Origin of the sequence: Bartonella sp. AP40SXNS, assembly GCF_042195825.1 — a bacterium.
Classification (GTDB): Bacteria; Pseudomonadota; Alphaproteobacteria; order Rhizobiales; family Rhizobiaceae; genus Bartonella.
The window spans coordinates 1-18,484 of record NZ_JBHIPB010000008.1; the positions used below are offsets into that span (position 1 = coordinate 1).

At 38.3% G+C, this 18,484-nt stretch carries 17 protein-coding genes and 1 pseudogene; 6 read left to right on the plus strand and 12 right to left on the minus strand.

The window, feature by feature from the left end; genetic code table 11:
- The 11 genes and pseudogenes from ACFILZ_RS06470 to ACFILZ_RS06520 all read right to left on the minus strand — a co-directional run.
- Window positions 1-402: pseudogene (locus ACFILZ_RS06470) on the minus strand (hypothetical protein); the annotation flags it as partial.
- A 114-nt stretch (window positions 403-516) separates the two neighbouring features.
- Window positions 517-681 carry a hypothetical protein gene (locus tag ACFILZ_RS06475; RefSeq protein WP_375610627.1) on the minus strand — a complete coding sequence of 55 codons (165 nt, stop codon included), beginning with the start codon at window positions 679-681 and terminating at the stop codon, window positions 517-519.
- Window positions 682-690: 9 nt separating this feature from the next.
- Window positions 691-1,845, minus strand: coding sequence for an MFS transporter (locus tag ACFILZ_RS06480; RefSeq protein ID WP_375610626.1), 1,155 nt, complete (start codon window positions 1,843-1,845; stop codon window positions 691-693).
- Window positions 1,832-2,032 (minus strand): hypothetical protein, encoded by a 201-nt coding sequence (locus ACFILZ_RS06485; protein ID WP_375614198.1) that lies wholly within the window; start codon window positions 2,030-2,032, stop codon window positions 1,832-1,834. Before ACFILZ_RS06485 ends, ACFILZ_RS06480 begins: the two co-directional genes overlap by 14 nt.
- Before the next feature lie 324 nt (window positions 2,033-2,356).
- Entirely contained in the window at window positions 2,357-3,595 is a 1,239-nt protein-coding gene (locus ACFILZ_RS06490) for a DUF2087 domain-containing protein (RefSeq protein ID WP_375610625.1), read from the minus strand.
- 10 nt (window positions 3,596-3,605) lie between these two features.
- The gene (locus tag ACFILZ_RS06495) at window positions 3,606-4,280 is read right to left on the minus strand and encodes a hypothetical protein (RefSeq protein ID WP_375610624.1); all 675 of its coding nucleotides are present in this window, start codon (window positions 4,278-4,280) and stop codon (window positions 3,606-3,608) included.
- Between the two features lie 210 nt (window positions 4,281-4,490).
- Window positions 4,491-5,684, minus strand: coding sequence for an MFS transporter (locus ACFILZ_RS06500; protein ID WP_375610623.1), 1,194 nt, complete (start codon window positions 5,682-5,684; stop codon window positions 4,491-4,493).
- Between the two features lie 88 nt (window positions 5,685-5,772).
- On the minus strand, window positions 5,773-6,573 hold the full coding sequence (locus ACFILZ_RS06505; RefSeq protein ID WP_375610622.1) for a hypothetical protein: 801 nt from the start codon (window positions 6,571-6,573) through the stop codon (window positions 5,773-5,775).
- Window positions 6,574-6,678: 105 nt separating this feature from the next.
- A complete protein-coding gene (locus tag ACFILZ_RS06510) occupies window positions 6,679-6,810 on the minus strand; it encodes a hypothetical protein (RefSeq protein ID WP_375610621.1) in 132 nt (43 codons plus the stop codon).
- Between the two features lie 123 nt (window positions 6,811-6,933).
- A complete protein-coding gene (locus ACFILZ_RS06515; RefSeq protein ID WP_375610620.1) occupies window positions 6,934-7,092 on the minus strand; it encodes a hypothetical protein in 159 nt (52 codons plus the stop codon).
- Window positions 7,093-7,615: 523 nt separating this feature from the next.
- Window positions 7,616-8,704, minus strand: a complete 1,089-nt coding sequence (locus ACFILZ_RS06520) for a DUF3792 domain-containing protein (protein WP_375610619.1) — start codon at window positions 8,702-8,704, stop codon at window positions 7,616-7,618.
- Window positions 8,705-9,183: 479 nt separating this feature from the next.
- On the opposite strand from ACFILZ_RS06520, the gene pyrF reads away from it, so the two are divergent.
- From pyrF to ACFILZ_RS06540, 4 genes are all read left to right on the plus strand, one after another.
- Entirely contained in the window at window positions 9,184-10,029 is an 846-nt protein-coding gene (pyrF, locus tag ACFILZ_RS06525) for an orotidine-5'-phosphate decarboxylase (RefSeq protein WP_375607231.1), read from the plus strand.
- 49 nt (window positions 10,030-10,078) lie between these two features.
- Entirely contained in the window at window positions 10,079-10,336 is a 258-nt protein-coding gene (locus ACFILZ_RS06530; RefSeq protein ID WP_375610618.1) for a hypothetical protein, read from the plus strand.
- 42 nt (window positions 10,337-10,378) lie between these two features.
- A complete protein-coding gene (gene hisS, locus ACFILZ_RS06535; protein WP_375610617.1) occupies window positions 10,379-11,863 on the plus strand; it encodes a histidine--tRNA ligase in 1,485 nt (494 codons plus the stop codon).
- A gap of 591 nt (window positions 11,864-12,454) precedes the next feature.
- Window positions 12,455-12,988 (plus strand): replication protein, encoded by a 534-nt coding sequence (locus ACFILZ_RS06540; protein WP_375607234.1) that lies wholly within the window; start codon window positions 12,455-12,457, stop codon window positions 12,986-12,988.
- Between the two features lie 873 nt (window positions 12,989-13,861).
- Here ACFILZ_RS06540 and ACFILZ_RS06545 read toward each other — a convergent pair.
- Window positions 13,862-14,386 carry a peroxiredoxin gene (locus ACFILZ_RS06545; RefSeq protein ID WP_375607278.1) on the minus strand — a complete coding sequence of 175 codons (525 nt, stop codon included), beginning with the start codon at window positions 14,384-14,386 and terminating at the stop codon, window positions 13,862-13,864.
- 217 nt (window positions 14,387-14,603) lie between these two features.
- Between ACFILZ_RS06545 and ACFILZ_RS06550 the strand changes: the two genes are divergently transcribed.
- Entirely contained in the window at window positions 14,604-16,232 is a 1,629-nt protein-coding gene (locus ACFILZ_RS06550) for an alpha-D-glucose phosphate-specific phosphoglucomutase (RefSeq protein ID WP_375610616.1), read from the plus strand.
- Between the two features lie 1,277 nt (window positions 16,233-17,509).
- The gene (locus tag ACFILZ_RS06555) at window positions 17,510-17,845 is read left to right on the plus strand and encodes a zinc ribbon domain-containing protein YjdM (RefSeq protein ID WP_375607236.1); all 336 of its coding nucleotides are present in this window, start codon (window positions 17,510-17,512) and stop codon (window positions 17,843-17,845) included.
- Window positions 17,846-18,484 lie beyond the last annotated feature (639 nt).

Sequence of the window (18,484 nt, forward strand, 5' to 3'; positions counted from 1 at the left end):
AAGAAGGGGAAGCTTTTTGCTTTTGCAGCCATTGGTCTTGATGTTTGAACCGAAACTGGCAGTGGTAAGGGGAAGGCTACATATTTTTGATGTTTCCGTTTCGCGATAGTTTTTTCCTATTTGAAATGCTTCTGCAATTTTTGTAAGTATATCTCCTGTTTCTAAATGACGATCGCTGAAATTTTCCATATTTCGTACATTTTTATCTTCTAGCACTTGCCATAATTTATCGATTGCTTGAAATCCCTCTGTTGTGTTTTGAATAAGACCAAGGTTTAAAAGGCGATTAATAGATTTGTGAATGTTTTTAGTTTCTGAATTGACAAGTTTGAGGATATCAGAAAAAATTTTAGCACCAAGTATAATAACAGTATAGACAGCGCGTAGTGTCGGTGAGGTCATGGCAAAAATGAGCGAATTATAAGAAAAATGCTTTGGCTGTATTGCACATGGATATCAATAGAATATTATTCGTGCAGAATGTAGCTACCTTACGCTTGTCTATCCCATAATCCTTTAAGCTATGAGACAATTTGCAACGGCGTTTACAGAGCAATCTTTAAAGACCATTTTGAGCTTTTTTGCCGCAGAGTGTGTTACAAAATCATAATTGAGCCATTTATGGCGAAGTGTTTTGCGCACCCTTGTTGTGCCCCCAGTAGCAAAAATTATATGTGACATTGAAGTTCCTTATTTTTTAGTTTGCATAAGGCAAAGGCAAGAAGCAAAGGCGGAGACACCAACAATCATGCAAAAGGTGAAAGCGATGTGATTGTTGAAATGGCTGATGATCCATCCACTTGTCCATGAGCCGGCAGCTTGGCCAATATTTGAAATAACAAGAATATAACTAAAAAGAACACTGGCAGAGAGGGATGAGGTTGTTTTCCTTGCTTGATAGTATATCTCTGGAATCATGACAGATTCATAGACACTGTAGGCAATTAACGCAGTCACAGCGGTAAAGACGCCACCCATAAGGAAAAATGCAGCGAAACTTCCCATAAGCCATAATAGGTAGAAAGTTGATTTATCAGAAAGGCTGAGATGTTTATTGATTATTCCTTGCCAGATACAAATACTGATGCCAACAATTGAAAAGAAAATTCCACTATAAGGGGCGAGATTGCTGTCAAATTTACTGAGAAGTGTTGTGGTGGTGATGAAAATTCCCATGAGGAATGCACAAAGCAAAGCCGTGACCAGCAAATAAGCAATAGAGCGATTATATATTATTGTTTTTAAAGAAGAAAGAAAAGAATTCTTTATTTTTTTGTTCTTTTCAAGAGATAATTTTTTATGGGGGTAGTGATAAACAATTTGAATGGATAAAACACAAAGATACAAACCAATGAGTGCAAAAAAAGCCATCAAAAAAACTGATGCGTTGTATTTTATGGCACTCGTTGCAACAAGAGGGGCGATAACGACAGCAGCATTTTGAAAAAAAGAATAGAGAGTTAATGCGCGCTTAAGAGCATTTTCATTGAGATGTTCTGATAAAATTTCTCTCAAAAATGGCTTTGAAATTGCTTTCGAAAAAGCCATTAAGGTAAAAAAGATCAACCATGCAGAAGGTGTGAGCGATAGGATAATGCACACAAAAGCGCTACTCCTTAAAATAAAGGCGGTAGCCATTAAGAGTTTACGCGAAAATCTTTCTAATAAACCCGTTGTGGTTACCATGAGAATGCTTTCAAGGATTACTGATCCAGCGAGATAAAAAGCGACATTGGCAGCAGTTATGAGAGAAGAGTTTCCAAGCAAAGGGAGTACAAAGAAAAAGGAAAATTCAGAAAGAAAAACTGTGCTATAGATGAAAAAAGTTATTTTATTTTTGCCCATGGAATTTCCATAGAAGTGTCGTTAAATGATCAAATACATTTTGTTGTATCTCTTGAGGAAGTTTTGTCAGCCCTGTTTCTGCTGTGCACATTTCGTTGAAATAGTATCCTTCTTGATTCACCAGCCAGTCCACTGCAAGAATATTGTTTTTTGTTTTTTCTACGATGTTTTTAGAAATATCGAGCATGATTTGGATTGAGCAACAACACTGTGCGCGGATGTCTACGCAACAATCGTAAGATCATTGAGACCTTGATCCTATATCTTCTCCTGATGGTTTTGACTGTTCCTAATCCTATTTGATAACCAATTGACATCCCGCATTCTTGCTTTTCCATTTTAACCTTTATGAAGAGGATGTACTATCCCCCCATAGATTGTCAACATATGAATGGGATGAATGATTTTGTAACCTTTTAATGAATTTATATTTTTTTAGTGGAAGGTTATTCATTCTCTTGAAATAGAGAAGAAAAACGATAGCGTTCGCTAATCATTTTTCAATTCTCTTTTAGCGCATGCGTTGATATTTTCCTCCATGGCGTTGTAAAAAACCTCTCTCAACAAGAGTGCGTCGTAATCGGGCAAAGTCTATCGTAAAGAGGTTGCATATCTTGGAAACTTCCGTTTCGCTATAGATTTTTCCCATTTGAAAGGCTTCACCAATTTTTGATAGCATCTCTTCTGTTTCTAAATGGCGGTCGCTTAAATTTTCCTTCTCCCGCTCATGTTTATTTTCTAGCATTTTCCACACTGTCTCTTCGGCTTGAAATCCTTCTGTTGTGTTGTGAATAAGTCCAAGATTCAAAAGGCGATTGATGGATTTGTGAATGTTTTTGGCATCTGAATCAATATGTTGGAGGATATCAGTAAGATTTTTTGCACCAAGGATAATGGCGGCATAAACAGAGCGCAGGGTAGGAGAGGTCATGGCAGAAATGAGTGAATTGCGTGTGTAGCGTTTGTGAAGTGCTTCTGCTCCCATGGGCAAAAGATCATTGCGAATGGGCAGTTCATTGATTTCTATGAGTTCTGCTTGGAGCGATTGTGCGCGTACAATTTGTTCGGCTGGGGTGCGTTTGCGAATAATCCCCAGACCACCCTGGCGATATTTGTGGTTTTCGGGGAGTGTTAAAGCCTCATAGGAGCCATCAAGCCGATAGAGGAGTTCTTCCCAGATAGGGGTTCTAACGCGTCGAACACGTTGTTCGCTATTGAGAGCAATCGTTGTGGTCATTGTTGGTTCATGCAGACAAAGATAACCACCAGGTGTGATATGTTCCCAAAGGGTTATAACAAATCGTACATCATCTGCTGGCGTTCCAGCATCAATCCAAGCAAAATCTATTGGCACCCAAGATTTGAGAGTTCTTTCATCAAGAGAGAAAAAATTTTCATTGATAAATGTTACAGTATCTTTTTCAATGCCATCTTTAAGAAGTCTTTGCCATGCTTCTTCTGCTGATTGACCTTCTACTGTAAAATCATCAATGGTAATAAGCCGAGGTTCGTAATTTTCAGGAATTCCTGAAGGGTCAAGCAAAGCTGTACGCTCTTCCCAAATGGCGGATTCTAGAAGCTTTTTATCCTGTTGCCATGCTTGTTTTGCTTTTTGGAGTGCTCTTGCGATAAAGCGCGTACTATCACCAGCACCGATTTCAATGACTGTACGCGGTCTTGCCATTTGAATGAGTGCATGGATCAGTTGAGCACTATTTTCTGTTCCCATACCAGGTCTTATCAGCTGCATCTTTTTATCCTTATAATTTTATCAATCGTAGCATTCCTGCTTTTACAAGAAACTTTATTGAATCCTCTAGCGGATGTTGAAGATGCATTGGTGTGGTGGCTTGCTTCAAGAGATGTTTTGTTTTTTCATGAAGCCGGATTGTACGTCCATTAAGTTGATTAATGGCAAGGAACCCAAGAGAAGAATCTATGATAATACATGTTGGCTCTCGTAAAAGAGCGGTTGCATCATTTTTTGAAAAGGCTTTTTGATTTGTTTCGATGAGACCGTGTCGTAGCAGTGATATCAAAAGACTATTCACGTCAAAAAGGCAACCATTGAGTTTGATTTCTTTTAAGGATTGGACAAGGCAGCCTTCACGAAGTGCTTCAAATGTGGGAAAGTCGAATCCGCCAAATGCCGCTCCTTTTGTAGAAATAACGATTGCAGGTTGTATTTGCCGTTTTCCAATTAAAGCTGGTTTATTTCTCGTTATCTGTACGTCCTTTGCCCATTGAACGCGTGATAAAGGATTGAGTTCACGTGGGTAAACGTCAAAAGAATTGATGGCTGTGGGCGGTGTGGTTTTTTGTAAGGCAAGGGTGTGGATGCTTTCATTCAAGTCATGTAGCATATAGTCTGCCAGTTGCCATATATAACCACCTGTTCCATTGTAAAAGTTTAAGCCTATAGGGTCTTGTTGCATGATGTTAAACTGTTTTCTTCTGCTTTAAAATATCAAGTTTTGGCAAGGGTTATTTGCTTGGGTTGTTTGCTCCTCCACACGAGAATGGTTTATCAAAATCACATTGCTTGGTATAGGGTTGCATGGGAGATACAATAATTTGATCAAGTGGTGATTTTTATGCCATTTTTGGGCATGTTTTTTTTTCGAGAGAAAAGATGGTAAAGTTTGCTAGGCATTATCCCATTCCTTTTTTTGCAGAGCGCGGTTTAATGTAAAGCCTAATATGCCTGTGATCATGGTGGCAATGCCGATGATAAGGAGTGTGTATTGGGTGTGATGCACTTTTACAAAACCTGCACTGATAAAACCAATGCACACGGCTGTTTGTATGATAAAGATATAGGCGGGCATTTGACTGTTTCGTTGTTCTTTTTGGATGGCTTTCATCATAAAACTTGCCATTAGTGCATTTTGCACACCGTTGGCACCCCCAAGGATGAAAAATGACAGCATCATCAACCATACAATGTGTGTGAGAGAAAAGCAGAAAATTGCAAATCCAATTATTGTCGCAGCCAGTGATGCTCCAGCAGCATTGCCAAAGCGGTGGAAAAGGCTGGAAAAGCAGAGCGGTCCAACGACGAGCCCTAGACTTATCATACTTGCAATTATCCCGTAGGTTTCAGCGCTTAAATACAGTTCGGTGCGGATGCGGACAATTGATAGGACATTAAGAGCCGAGGTGAGGGTGATGGTAATGATGAGGGGGGAAAGAGCATAGACAACATTTTTTTTACGCAAGAGCCCTCTTAAGTCTAGTCCCTTTTTGGCTTGTTGTACTGCGTTTGTTGTTGGCGTATGCATTTTTAAACTTTTAAAACAGAAGAGAGTGATAAAGGTTGCACAGAGAACCATGATGGATAGTGCAAAGAGCCCTTTTTGCCCGTTTGAAAGACCATATAGTACACCTCCTAACAGTGGTCCTGCAATGTAGCCGAGATTACGGACTGTTTGGATAATGCGGTTGTTACGGTCTAATTGCCGATCATTTTTTGCGAAGTCAGGTACAGCAACAAGGATAGCAGACCAAAAGAGTGAACCAGCACACCCTAGTGCAAAAGAAAGGGCAATATAAAGCCAAAATTGGTTAGCGATTGCGGCTGCGGCTATGAAAAGTGCTTCAAACAATAAAACAATGGGGACTGTTCGCGTTGGTTGGAAGCGATGTAAGAGGCGCGGCGCAATGGGTCCTGCACAAATTGCTCCTATAAGCCCTGCAAAAAGCAGCATTGAAATCGAGGCTGTACTTTCTGCTAAGTGTAAAGCAAATGTGACCTGCGCTGTTTCATCGGCAAAGCTGCTAAGAGCCAAAATAATAAAAAGCCCTATTTGGGCGAAAATCATGGATTTCTTCTTTGTCACAATGCTCCCCAAGATGCCAAAGCTTTTACAGCTTTCAAAATTTCCTGCTGTGCATATTTATATGGGGTATCATTTAATTTTGCTAGATCTAATTTTTTCCTGATAAAAGTTGGGAAAGGAAGCTCTCTAGATGAGATCTATACTCAAAATTGGCGCAATGCCCATTTGCAGCGATAAGGAGTTCTTTTGTTTCCAGTAAGGGCACCCATTGGAGGGTTGTGAGTGGGCGAAGAGTGATTTCATTTTCAATCTCAGAGACGTCAACAAGAGGGCGATCGATGCATAAACGTGAACTTGTATCACAAATTAATTGAGAAACCAGCATATGGCGTTTTAAGGTACCATTTGCGATGGCGGAGTTTAGTGCAGAGTGTTGAAAAGCATTATCAGGGTTTAAATTTGCTCTTCCTGATGCGCGGATATCATGTCGCGTTCGATCATCAAGATGGAGTAAATGCGTGACATAATTTTTATGATGTTGTGCATCGTGTGCTGTTTCCCAAAAGGCAATATTGATATTTGCCGCGATATTTTTTCCAGTTTCAGCAACGTGGAAAGCATCATGGGGAAAGTAGGCAACACGGTCTGTACGGTTTTGCAGCGCAATTGCTGTTGATTTATGCGCTTCATATTCAGGATATTTTAACCCTTGGAGGTCTTCTCGTGTGTTAGGCCGTGCAAACATTGTTTTGCCATCCTGTAGAGTAAAACCAAAATTATGAGCGTGATCTACATGGATCCCAACATGGGTAGAAGAATACCGGCCAATGAAGCAGTCAATATCTACACGTCCACCAGGTCTAAAACCTAAAGAATGTGCTAATTGATCTGCAAATTGTTTTGCCGCGTCCCATAGTATAGGAGTTGCAGCGTATAACCCATAATACATGACCGACCATTCTTGCCCTTTAGCATATTGATCAACGCGGGCAGTATATTCTTCTATAGTCCTTTCCGTATCTAAAACAAGAAAGTTTGAAGGAGGGTGTGGAGCTCACACGCCATTAACCACTGTTACTACTTCGGATTTAGGATTAAGTGCTAAGAGTTTATGAGGACGTAGAGCGTATTGTCTTAAAGCATCCAAAACATCCATTTCATTGAAAGGGATGTACGAAATTGACAATTCAGCTCCTTGCTTAGCCCAATTTTTTGAGAAAAGCCCTCTGAAAATAACTGAAACATGCACTTAAATAAGCTTAATTTTTAAAGTTGGATGGATAAACAGATTTGCATCAACAATACATCATTAAACTTCCAGCGAACCATTCATAACAAGCTTATCAAGCTTACTTTGATAAATTTGAACATCGTTACGCTGTGCATACTTAGTAAGCATTGCAGTTGGCATAACTTCATCAGCAGCCAATTCAATAACATTTTTTACTTTATCAAGTGAAATGTTCATATATTCCTCCCCTCATAGCTGATAAAATATAGATAATTTAAATATAAAAAACTATCAATTTTTTAAACTTAGCATAGATTTATTTTTTTTGTCAAATGTCATGTTGTTTGAAAATATTTCTTATTCTTTTTGAAGTTATATCATTGTTGTGTTGAGGCGTTTTTTAGCAATATCATTGAAGAGGGTATTCGCTTTTTTTCTTAACAACAAAGAGATGCGTGATTTTTTTGCTCTTTTCTTTGAAGGGATACACTGCATATAATGAAGAGCTCTCTATGTTTTCTTAAAAAGATAGATTGTTCTCTTTGAGGATTTTTGATTTTTTAAGGGCAATGAGTACAATATTCTCTCATCATTTGTGTATTCTGCTTTCAAGTTTGAACTTCGAAAGACTTTGTTTTTTTATGTTGTAAGGTCGTGTATAAGTTGCCATTTACGCAAAAAGCTTTTCAAGCAGGTGCCAAAAAAGCTGTACAGATTGTACAGCTTTTTATTGGTTTTATACCTTCTGAGCCATAAGTATTTAAAGCGTGAAAAAGTCTCTGCGACTTCTGTACCCATAATAGCCAAAAACGCTGGAAATTACGGCACCTATGAGGCTTCCTAAAAAGCCCCACCATCCCATATTGGAGGCTGTTTTTGTGGCTTTAGTTGCAGTGTTTTTTGCTCCCTTGATCGTATCCTCAAGATTGTCTGAGAGTTTTTCAGCCTGTTCTTCAAAGGTTTTGATGGCTTTTTCGGTTTTTCCCTCTGCGCTTTGATAGAGTTGAACGGCATGGTTGGCTGCTGTTTGTGCCTCCGCACGGGTCATGCCATCCTTCATAAGCGCATTGATGATATCGCTTCGATTAAATTTTGTCGTGAGATCTTCTACACGATCAGACAGGCGTTCACCAAGATTTTTTAAAGTGGTGCGATAGTGAGACGGATCATTTTTAAAAGCTGTTATCGCAGAACCAATATCATTGAGTGCAGCTTGATAGGTTTGTTTTAAGCGATTAGCATTGAGAGCAGGAATGTCGCTTTTATTGAGAAGGGTGTGTAACTCATTGCCAAGTTGGTCAAAATTAACTCCATTGTCACTTTTTGTTGTAAAAAACTTTTCAAGACTTTCACTGTTTAAGTTTGACAGTAGGGGGGATATGTTTGTTTTAAAACTATCTACGGTTTGTTGTATCGTAGCAGTGTTTTCTAGAGCGGTTTTAGCCCCTATCTTTGCTGTACTAGAAACCACGTGGATGGCTTGGAGGGTCAGAAGAAGTGTTATGAGAGCCCAGGTTAAGAACCCATGAAGAGCTCCTGCCGTTTCAGCAAAACGTCCGGCGACAAAGCCTCCCAAGGCTAGGCTAATCAGTGTAACGATAACAGAACCCACGCCAAAGGAGAGGAAAGAGCCTTCAAATGGGGATGAAGAAGTGAAATCCATTTGGCTGAAGCCCAAAGCAGAAATGAGGAAAGAGAGGCAGATTGAGGTGGCAAGAGCTGTCACCAGTCCCGCAAAGATTGCGGACCATGAAATGGGTGTGTGAAAGAATGGATACTTTTCTTCTAGAGATGTTTCTCCTAGAAAATTGGTATCGAATGGTGTGTTTTCAGGAATGCGAGTTTCCATGTTTTATCTCCTTGAATATGCTGGAGATACAATGCCTTTTTGCTAATTATGTTCCAAAAGGGAATAGATATGAGCCAAAAAGGAATAGGAAAGATCTAAAGTTAAGATCGAGATCATCATGGTGGGGCATTTTCTTTTGAAACTTTGTTTAAAGCGCGTTCATAGAGAGTTTTTGTTGATCATAAAAAAGGGTGTGAAAACGACAAGGTACGCTTATAGGGCTTTATGAGGTCATAATAATATGGATGCTTTTTTGTTTATATTCTTTCATAAATTTGAATTTTTATCTCATGACAACGTCTTGGTCGATAAACATATGATAAGCGTTACGAATGGGAATATATTTATGTTTCATGAATAAAAGCACACTTTGTATAGAGAGCTCTTTCTTTGTGTTTTCGCTATTGTATTCTTTTGACAAATGCTTTTCTTTTTGATTGTATCAAAAAGTTTAAAGAGAGACCTTGTTAGGATATAAAATGTTTCGTTCAACTTTTTTTAAAAATCGTGAAATCTATGGACCTCTTTGTATTGGCTTTGATCCGAGCCATAAAGTTTTGCAATCGTGGAAACTAAGCTTTGATTATAAAGGTCTAAAAGATTTTTGTGATATTCTCTTAACAGCAGTTGTGGGTAAAGTAGGTATTATAAAGCCGCAAGTCGCATTTTTTGAATTATATGGTGTGGAAGGTCTTCAAGCTCTGAAAGAACTGATTGAAAATGCACACGAACAAGGCATATTGGTTCTGGCGGATGCAAAAAGGGGGGATATTGGCTCTACTGCTGAAGCCTATGGTAAGGCTTGGCTTGGTTCAAGCAGTGCGTTCAAAGCTGATGCCATGACAATTAATCCTTTTTTGGGTTTTGATGCTCTTATTCCTCTGATAAAGGTTGCTGAAGAAACAGGAGCAGGGGTTTTTGTAGTGGTTCAGTCTTCTAATCCAGAGGGGAAACAAATACGAAATGCGCTTATTGGTGACCAGACACTCTCTCTTCATCTTGCACAGTGTATTTGTGATTATAATAGTCAGTCTTCGGTTCTCCATCATAATATTGGCCCCATAGGTGCGGTTATAGGAGCGACATTAGGATCTGAATCAAAAGATACAATTGAGCAGTTAAACAGTAGTCTGTTTCTCGTTCCAGGTATTGGCACCCAAGGTGGAACAATGACACAACTAGCAAATCAATTTCCACAAAGACTTTGGCAGAATGTTATTCCCTCTGTATCACGCTCTATTACAGATGCTGGACGAAATATTGTTGATTTAAAAAATGTTATCAATCATTTTGCAGAACAAGCGCAAAGCACACTGATGTCTTGAGGATTTTTGCATCTGTAATAAATCTGAAGAATTCTGAGAGGGAGGGCTTTTGAGGGGGATGTTTCCGATTTATCCAGAATCAACAGTTGCTTTGTGGTTTCTTTCAACAAGCACAGATGTCTTTTCATTGAATGTTAAGCGTGCATTTCATGTTGAGTGGGGGGCTATGTTCCTATTGAAAATGCAAATATTTTCAGTAGATTGCCTTAAGGGTAAAGGTTTGCATCTTTTAAAAGCAAAAGCTTATGCATATTGTTACCAGTTTCCAGTTGATAAAGGTATTGCAGCGTTTGTTTCTATAAGATAGACACACGTTATCGGTGAATATATATTGTTGTTAGAGAAAAATATGTTATCAAAACAAGAAAAAACCAAAGCCCGTTTACCCCGTGGGTTTGTTGATCGTACAAGTGCACAGTTGTATGCAACTGAAACAATGATTGCGAAAATTCGTGAAGTTTATGAACTTTATGGTTTTGAAGCACTGGAAACACCAATTTTTGAATATACAGATGTGCTGGGTAAGTTTTTACCGGATTCAGATCGTCCAAATGCGGGCGTTTTTTCGCTACAAGATGATGATGAGCAATGGATGTCTTTGCGCTATGATCTGACTGCGCCTCTTGCCCGTTATTTTGCTGAAAATTTTGAAACGTTACCAAAACCTTATCGCAGTTATCGGTTGGGGTTTGTTTTTCGCAATGAAAAGCCTGGACCGGGGCGGTTTCGGCAATTTATGCAATTTGATGCTGATATTGTTGGAACACCAACCGTTGCGGCAGATGCTGAGATTTGCATGATGGCAGCCGATAGTTTGGAAAAACTAGGGTTTCAGCATCATGAATATGCCATTCGTCTGAATAACCGAAAAATTCTCGATTGCGTTTTAGAGAAAATTGGTTTGGGGGGAAATGAGCAGGCTGAAAAGCGCTTAACTGTCTTAAGAGCAATTGATAAACTGGATAAATTTGGTTCTAAAGGGGTGCGTTTGCTTTTGGGAAAAGGGCGTTTGGATGAAAGTGGTGACTTTACAAAAGGGGCGGAGCTTAAGGATAAAGAGATTGAGTGTATTCTTACCTTAACTGCTGCTGGAGCTGAAACAGCAGAAGAAACGCTTGAGGCTCTTAAAGAAGTGGTTGGTGATCATGTTCAAGGGCGTGAGGGAATTCGTGAGCTTGAGGAAATGCAAGCAATTTTTGCCGCAAATGGTTTTCAGAATCGTATCAAGATTGATCCATCGGTGGTGCGTGGACTGGATTATTATACAGGTCCTGTCTTTGAGGCTACGTTGCTGTTTGATGTTTTCAATGATGATGGGCAGAAAGTTGTTTTTGGCTCCGTTGGTGGTGGTGGGCGCTATGATGGATTGGTGGCACGCTTTCGTGGTGAAAACATTCCAGCAACAGGTTTTTCAATCGGGGTCTCACGCTTGATCGCTGCTTTGCAAAATCTTGGAAAGTTGCCTATGAAGGAGACAACAGGGCCGGTTGTGGTGCTGATGATGGATAAAGAGCCAGAGGCGGTTGCTGGTTATCAAAAAATGGTGATGCAGTTGCGTGGTGCGGGAATTCGTGCTGAGCTCTATTTGGGGGCATCGGGGATAAAAGCGCAGATGAAATATGCGGATCGACGCCAAGCGCCTTGTGTGGTTATCCAAGGTTCACAAGAACGTGAGAGCGGAAAAATACAGATCAAAGATTTGATTGAAGGGGCGCGGTTATCTCATGAGATCAAAGATAATCAAACATGGCGTGAAAGTCGACCAGCACAAGTGACGATTGATGAAGATCAATTGGTCAAAACGGTACAGAATATTTTAGCTACCCAAAAGTGATAATGGTAAAAGTCTTTATCGAAAGGATTACCTGAAATATTCGGAAAAGTTGAGATTCAATTTTTGAAATTTGTGCTTTGCTCGTTTATACGTGCTGGCACACGCGTTCAAAAGTGGGGTTTTGAAGTGCGTGCGGCATAAAAGAGAGATTTTTTAAGAGATAAAAGTAAGCGCTATTCGCTATAAAATGTGCCCTTCTGAGGATGCGATGATAATGCGTTAAAATGTGCAAAAAAAAATAGTAACGAACAAAAACTCTGAGAAAATTAAAGGGTTTCACGTAATGCTTCTGAAAAAGTTTATAAAATATTGACAGTTTATATTGGCTTCATCTTTGAATTCTCATCTATGAGTATCAAATCCTTTGATGTTCTCTTCTTGGACATTACAAAATCTAGCCTTATTGCAAAAGGAGGGAGAACTAGAGCGTTTTATCCTAAAAAACTTTTTAAGCTTCAAAAAACAATGGAATGACTTAAATCGAACAATTTTTTACAGGAGCATGTTTGGATGAATTGTAAGCTGCTATAATGGTAACCTACTGATAATATGCATTTTTCATAAAATCAATTCTTTAACGGAGAAATGAAAATGGTCCAATATGATTTTACTCTGCTCTATGAACGAAATCCCTTTATTCTTGAAAGACCTGAGAATATTGGAAAATCATTTAAACTTCCTCCTTCAAATTTCGGATTTGAAGATCTTCCGCAAATTACCTTTTCAGGCGCCTCGTCATGTCGGCGTATGATTTTTGGGTTATCATTTAATGGTATGAAAGCATTTTTTGTGATGTTGTGGCAATTAGGGAAAATGTTAGATGAGGGGGATAATGTGGATTTATGGTTTGATCAGATAACATTGGATCTTGATATTCTTGAAGAATTTTTGACTTGCGATCTTTCAATTCAAGAACCAGAATATCTTAATTTTGAAAGTTTTAAAGAAGGTATCAAAGAATTAGAAACAAATAAAATTGTAGCGAAGGGGACAAAAAAAGATTGTTATTTCATCAATCCAGATATTTTTGGTCTTCCTGAATGTGATGAAGATTTTGAGTTCGATGAAGAGGAAGAGATAGAAGCACGTTTTACGGTAGAATACCCGAATAAACAACTCCTTTAACCGTTTTTCTCTTAGAGAAAAATAAAAGCTTAGAATAAATGGCTATGAGAACAGTAATGAGTTTGTTTATGGTATGTGAATTGGAATGTTTGCGGGATTTGTTTTGATTGAATCTTCTTTATAAACGGTTCTTTATGCAGAGCTGTTTTTATGCCGTGTTTGATTATTTTTTATGAGACATAACTCAATTTGAACTGTGCGCCTCTTCAAACAAATGTTTGATCTGTATTTTCTCTCTTGATGCTTTTGTGTACCTTGCAGTCTTAATGTTCACAGCTTTCGCCTTTGAAAGCATTTACGAGAAGCATTTTCACTCTTTTTAATGGTTTATTCATATGCCAATCCCACTTGCTAATGAGCAAAAAAATAGTTTTAAGGGATTCAATATAAGAAGGGATAAAATAAAACAATCTTATGATATTCGGCTCCTCTCATTTAATATGAGAAATTATAAATCAAACCATTTTCAACATAAAGTTTTTCTCAACATGAGGAGCTCAGCGTTGATTTTGCATAGTTTATCTATATGTTAATCCTTGATGTTTCCGAGAGAGTTTTGCATGAATTTGCGTATTTGGCAATTGCATCAGCATTTTTTGATAGCGTGCAACAGCTTTTAACTCTTTGATTTTTTAGTACCACAACAGGGCCAGATTTTTCATCAGCAATTTTTCAAGCTTTTACAAAGCCGTTAGAACATAAAATATTTATTGAAAAAATTATTGCTTTAATCTTTTCTCACAGAAGGCACACAATAAACTTATAGGGTCTGCTTTCACGAATAGATGTTGCAAAAAATAAACGACACAAACTTTCCTGCTCAGGAAATTTGTGTCGTAAAATTTTGTTTAAATGGACGATTCGGGGTTGGAATTAGCTTTTCAAGGCTTTTAAAACATTTTGTGGTGAAGAAACTTCGTAAGGATCTGTTGCACAATTATCTGAAAAACCTGCTTCTTCGAACCATTGTTCAACCACACCATCATTAATAACAGCTGCATAGCGCCATGATCGCATGCCGAAACCAACATTGTCTTTTGCAACCAGCATACCCATTTTGCGTGTGAACTCACCAGAGCCATCGGGAATTAATTTCACGTTTTTGATATTTTGTGCTTTTCCCCAAGCATTCATGACAAAAGCATCATTGACGGAAAGGCAATAAATTTCATCAATACCAGCGTGTTTAAATTCATCATAGAGTTTTTCAAAGTCAGGCAGCTGAAAGGTTGAGCAAGTAGGGGTAAAAGCTCCAGGAAGAGAAAAAAGAATAACACGCTTTCCTTTAAAGTAAGCATCGCTGCTAACTTCTTGCCACCGATAAGGATTGTCTCCAGCCATTGATTCATCGCGTACGCGTGTGTGGAATGTTACATTGGGAACTGTTTTTTTCATCATCATGATGCTCCTGTATTCTTTTACGAAAATTTTGTTTTAAAACAGCCTTCGTATTTAAAAACATATGGGAAAGATCGTTTTAAATAAAAGGGCTTCTTAAAAAATTCTTACTTCTAACGAGTGTGCAAATATTTCACACTTCCGTCAAGTAGAATTAATGGTCGACTTTGGATACTCTTCACCTTAAAATTATAGGAAAGAATATAAAGGTATGGATATGACCATAAAGACAGTTTTGACCACGGCTTTTGAGGGGCAAAAACCGGGAACATCTGGTTTGCGCAAAAAAGTGTCTGTTTTTCAACAACCCCATTATGTAGAAAACTTTATACAGTCTCTTTTTAATAACATTGGGCCTCTTGAAGGAAAAATGTTAATTCTTGGGGGGGATGGGCGCACTTTTAATCGTACTATCCTTCAGATTGTGTTGAAGATGGCAGCGGCGCATGGTGTCTCTCTTATTAAAATGGGAAGGGGCGGTATTCTTTCTACACCTGCTGTTTCGCATCTTATTCGTAAAACTCATGCCCATGGTGGACTTATTCTTTCTGCAAGCCATAATCCTGGTGGTCCAGAAGGAGATTGTGGTATTAAATATAATATTTCTAATGGGGGACCCGCTCCTAATTCTTTATGTGATGCTATTTTTGCAACATCGCAACGTCTTTCTTTTTATAAAATTCTTGAAGCACCAGATGTTGATTTAGATAGGCAAGGTACGATCTTTATGGGAGCCATGCGGATTGATATTATTGATCCTGTCGCTGATTATGTTGCTTTGATGCAGGAGCTTTTTGATTTTGACTGTATTGCCAAGGCTGTTGCTCGAGGTCTTACTTTACGGTTTGATGCCATGCATGCGGTAACAGGGCCTTATGCTCATGAAATTTTTGAAAAATGCTTAGGATTTTCTGAAGGGACGGTGGTTAATGGTATTCCTTTGCCAGATTTTGGAGGTGGTCATCCAGATCCCAATTTGGTTTATGCTAAGGCTCTTTATGATTTATTGATGTCAGAGAAAGGACCAGATCTTGGCGCAGCCTCTGATGGTGATGGAGATCGTAACCTCATTATTGGTCGTGGGCAATTTGTTTCGCCGTCAGATTCTCTGGCTATTATGGCTGAGCATGCACACCTCATTAAAGGATATCGAAAAGGCGTTGTGGGGATAGCTCGTTCTATGCCGACGGGGCGTGCTGCTGATCTGGTTGCGGAAAAAAAGGGATTAAACTTTTTTGAAACACCAACGGGATGGAAGTTTTTTGGAACGCTTTTGGATGCGGGGAAAGTAACCTTTTGTGGTGAAGAAAGCTTTGGAACTGGGTCTCATCATATCCGTGAAAAAGATGGTTTATGGGCTGTCCTATTTTGGTTAAATCTTTTAGCGGTAACAGAAAAAACTGTCGCACAAATTGTTCAACAGCATTGGTACACCTATGGGCGTTTTTACACGTTACGGCATGATTATGAAGAAGTCGAAGCCGATAAAGCTTTGGAAATTATAGAACATTTGCGTGCACACTTACCACATTCAGGAACTGAAATTTCTGGATTTTTCGTCAAAAAAGCAGACGATTTTACATATCATGATCCTGTTGATCAGAGCGTTAGCACGCGGCAAGGTATCCGTATTTTTTTCAAGAATGGAGCACGGTTGGTAGTCCGTTTGTCGGGAACAGGAACACTGGGTGCTACTTTACGACTTTATTTTGAACAATATGAAAGTGATCCACGCAAACACAATTTTAATCCGCAAGAAGTTCTCCAACCTTTGCAACAGGTGGCACTAAAACTACTAAACATACAACAAGTATTGGGACGAGACCACCCTGATATTATTACCTAAGATCATTGGAATGTTTTTTTGTAAAGGTATGATGATTGATCACATGGGGTATGTTTTTAGGGGCATGATTTTATTTGCCATAAGGAAGAGCTTAACTCCATTTTCAAGCTCGCTTTGTTTTTTTCACCTTTACATATCGATCCGATTCCTAAAACTGCGTGCTTCTTAAAACCGAATGCTGTAGGCAATTATAATCCAGCATAATCGGAGCATTTATGCCCAATGGTTTCTGATGGTTTGATAGAAGTGTTTGTTTAATAGGATGATGTTCCTCATGCAAAACAGAACACTGTCGTTATTGCGCATTTCATATGCTTATTTAAAAAGCCTCTCTCAATACACTTACGCCCTTCTTTATGGAATGCTGTTCATGTAGGAGATAACGGTAAATCCTCGAGAAGAATATAATGGTCGATATATATTGGATAATAAATTGATTTATAATAATAATTTAGTATTATTCAATTTGAATGAGAGCTCTCCAATATTGTAAGATTATCTCATCTCAAATCTATTCCATGTTGAATCAATTAAAACCATTCATTTGCACATAACAAGCGGGGAGAGCCGTGTGGATAAAAACTGTACAAAAAAGAACTAAAAGCACCTCTTATGAATCAATCATCTTTTGTGCCAAGGGCAGTGACAACATTGAGCACCACCATTTTTATGAGAGAGTAAGCCCAGCTCCATCACACTTATTGATTAGTTCCCAATGTGCATCTTTCCACTTGTAACATGCAAGCGCAAGGCTTTGGTTGATTCAATAGAAGAGGATTTGAAATAAGAAAATCTTAAAATATTCGGGTGTTCTATTCAACATACAAAACCATTGATGATGATTATAAATCAACATATTCTCTAATATTATAACCGTTATTTTTACTTAAAATAAAAGGTCAAGTTAAGGCATCACTTTCTTTTCTCGCAATATTCAATCGTGCTTCGCTCTTTGAGAGAATTTATTAAGAGATGTTCCTTTTTTCATTTTTTATCCATTCGTTAATTTCATTTGTGACGGATAAGAAAATGATTTTGATTGATTTATAAGAGAGAATGAAGGGAGTAAATTTTATGATAGGTAGGGGCTTATTTAAGGTGTACAATGATAAATCATTCTTATAAATTAACGTCTTGTCTGTGGTGATCGCATTGACAAACATAGTTGGCAGATGGGGAATGAAACAAAGGGACGTATTTTTCTAAAATAATGGACAATAAGCATTTCTTGTTTTATGACCGTCATAATGAATGATTTTTCTAAAAAAGGGGAATTTATGACCCAATATCCCAAATGTCCTCGTTGTGATTGTCTTTATACTTATGAAGATGGTGAAAATTTTGTGTGTCCTGAATGCGCACATGAATGGCCACAAAAGAACGATGCCGCTGTTCTTTCCGATACTGTTTATGATGCCAATGGTCAGATTTTGACAAATGGCGATACTGTTATGGTGATAAAAGATCTGAAAGTAAAAGGCGCTTCATCTGTTTTAAAAGGGGGGACGAAGGTAAAGAATATTCGCTTGGTAGATGGGGATCATAATATTGATTGCAAAATTCCTGGGATTGGGCAGATGAGTTTAAAGTCGGAGTTTGTGAAAAAAGTTTAGACGTTTATCCTATTGCAATTGTTTTTGTATTTCTTTTCTTATTTCACTGATTATGCCAATCAGATAGATGCAATATATGCCCTTATTGGGATATAAAAGATACGTACAGCAATAATTTGATTTATAAAGATAATTCACTATTTTGCATGTTGAATGAGAGCTCCAGATCTGTTCCGTGTTGAATCAATCAAAATCATGTCTCTTGCATGTTACAGGCGGGGAGATCCGTGTGGAGTGACATGGTACAAGAAAGTAGTAAAAAGGCCTCTTATGAACCATCTCAAGTGCCAAGGGCTATTGCAACCTTGAGGGTTGGAAAAATATATATAGTAGAGAAATACTGACACTGTCTTTTCTTTTAAACATATTGTGATGAGAAGGGGTAGATGTTGATTTACAAGCAACAATAAAGGTATGCGCTTTATGAAGAGAACGATGCCGTAAAGTAACAAACTTATTTCTGCTGAATTGAAAAAATATTCCTACTTTTTCTCAAATGACTTCCAAAACAACCATAATAGATCTGATTTTACATTTATTTATTTTTACAAGTATTTGTACACACCTTCCTCGCTATATTTATGGAGATCAGATTCAAGGTGCTAGAGGGGAATTTTTGACTCAAAAATAGGAAAAGAT

Coding starts and splice junctions, on each gene's coding strand:
- ACFILZ_RS06515 (WP_375610620.1), bottom strand. CDS start 7,092: ATGAACATTTCACTTGATAAAGTAAAAAATGTTATTGAATTGGCTGCT.
- ACFILZ_RS06485 (WP_375614198.1), bottom strand. CDS start 2,032: ATGCTCGATATTTCTAAAAACATCGTAGAAAAAACAAAAAACAATATT.
- ACFILZ_RS06540 (WP_375607234.1), top strand. CDS start 12,455: ATGGTCCAATATGATTTTACTCTGCTCTATGAACGAAATCCCTTTATT.
- ACFILZ_RS06480 (WP_375610626.1), bottom strand. CDS start 1,845: ATGGGCAAAAATAAAATAACTTTTTTCATCTATAGCACAGTTTTTCTT.
- ACFILZ_RS06490 (WP_375610625.1), bottom strand. CDS start 3,595: ATGCAGCTGATAAGACCTGGTATGGGAACAGAAAATAGTGCTCAACTG.
- ACFILZ_RS06495 (WP_375610624.1), bottom strand. CDS start 4,280: ATGCAACAAGACCCTATAGGCTTAAACTTTTACAATGGAACAGGTGGT.
- ACFILZ_RS06550 (WP_375610616.1), top strand. CDS start 14,604: ATGACCATAAAGACAGTTTTGACCACGGCTTTTGAGGGGCAAAAACCG.
- ACFILZ_RS06520 (WP_375610619.1), bottom strand. CDS start 8,704: ATGGAAACTCGCATTCCTGAAAACACACCATTCGATACCAATTTTCTA.
- ACFILZ_RS06555 (WP_375607236.1), top strand. CDS start 17,510: ATGACCCAATATCCCAAATGTCCTCGTTGTGATTGTCTTTATACTTAT.
- ACFILZ_RS06505 (WP_375610622.1), bottom strand. CDS start 6,573: ATGTATTATGGGTTATACGCTGCAACTCCTATACTATGGGACGCGGCA.
- ACFILZ_RS06545 (WP_375607278.1), bottom strand. CDS start 14,386: ATGATGAAAAAAACAGTTCCCAATGTAACATTCCACACACGCGTACGC.
- pyrF (WP_375607231.1), top strand. CDS start 9,184: ATGTTTCGTTCAACTTTTTTTAAAAATCGTGAAATCTATGGACCTCTT.
- hisS (WP_375610617.1), top strand. CDS start 10,379: ATGTTATCAAAACAAGAAAAAACCAAAGCCCGTTTACCCCGTGGGTTT.
- ACFILZ_RS06475 (WP_375610627.1), bottom strand. CDS start 681: ATGTCACATATAATTTTTGCTACTGGGGGCACAACAAGGGTGCGCAAA.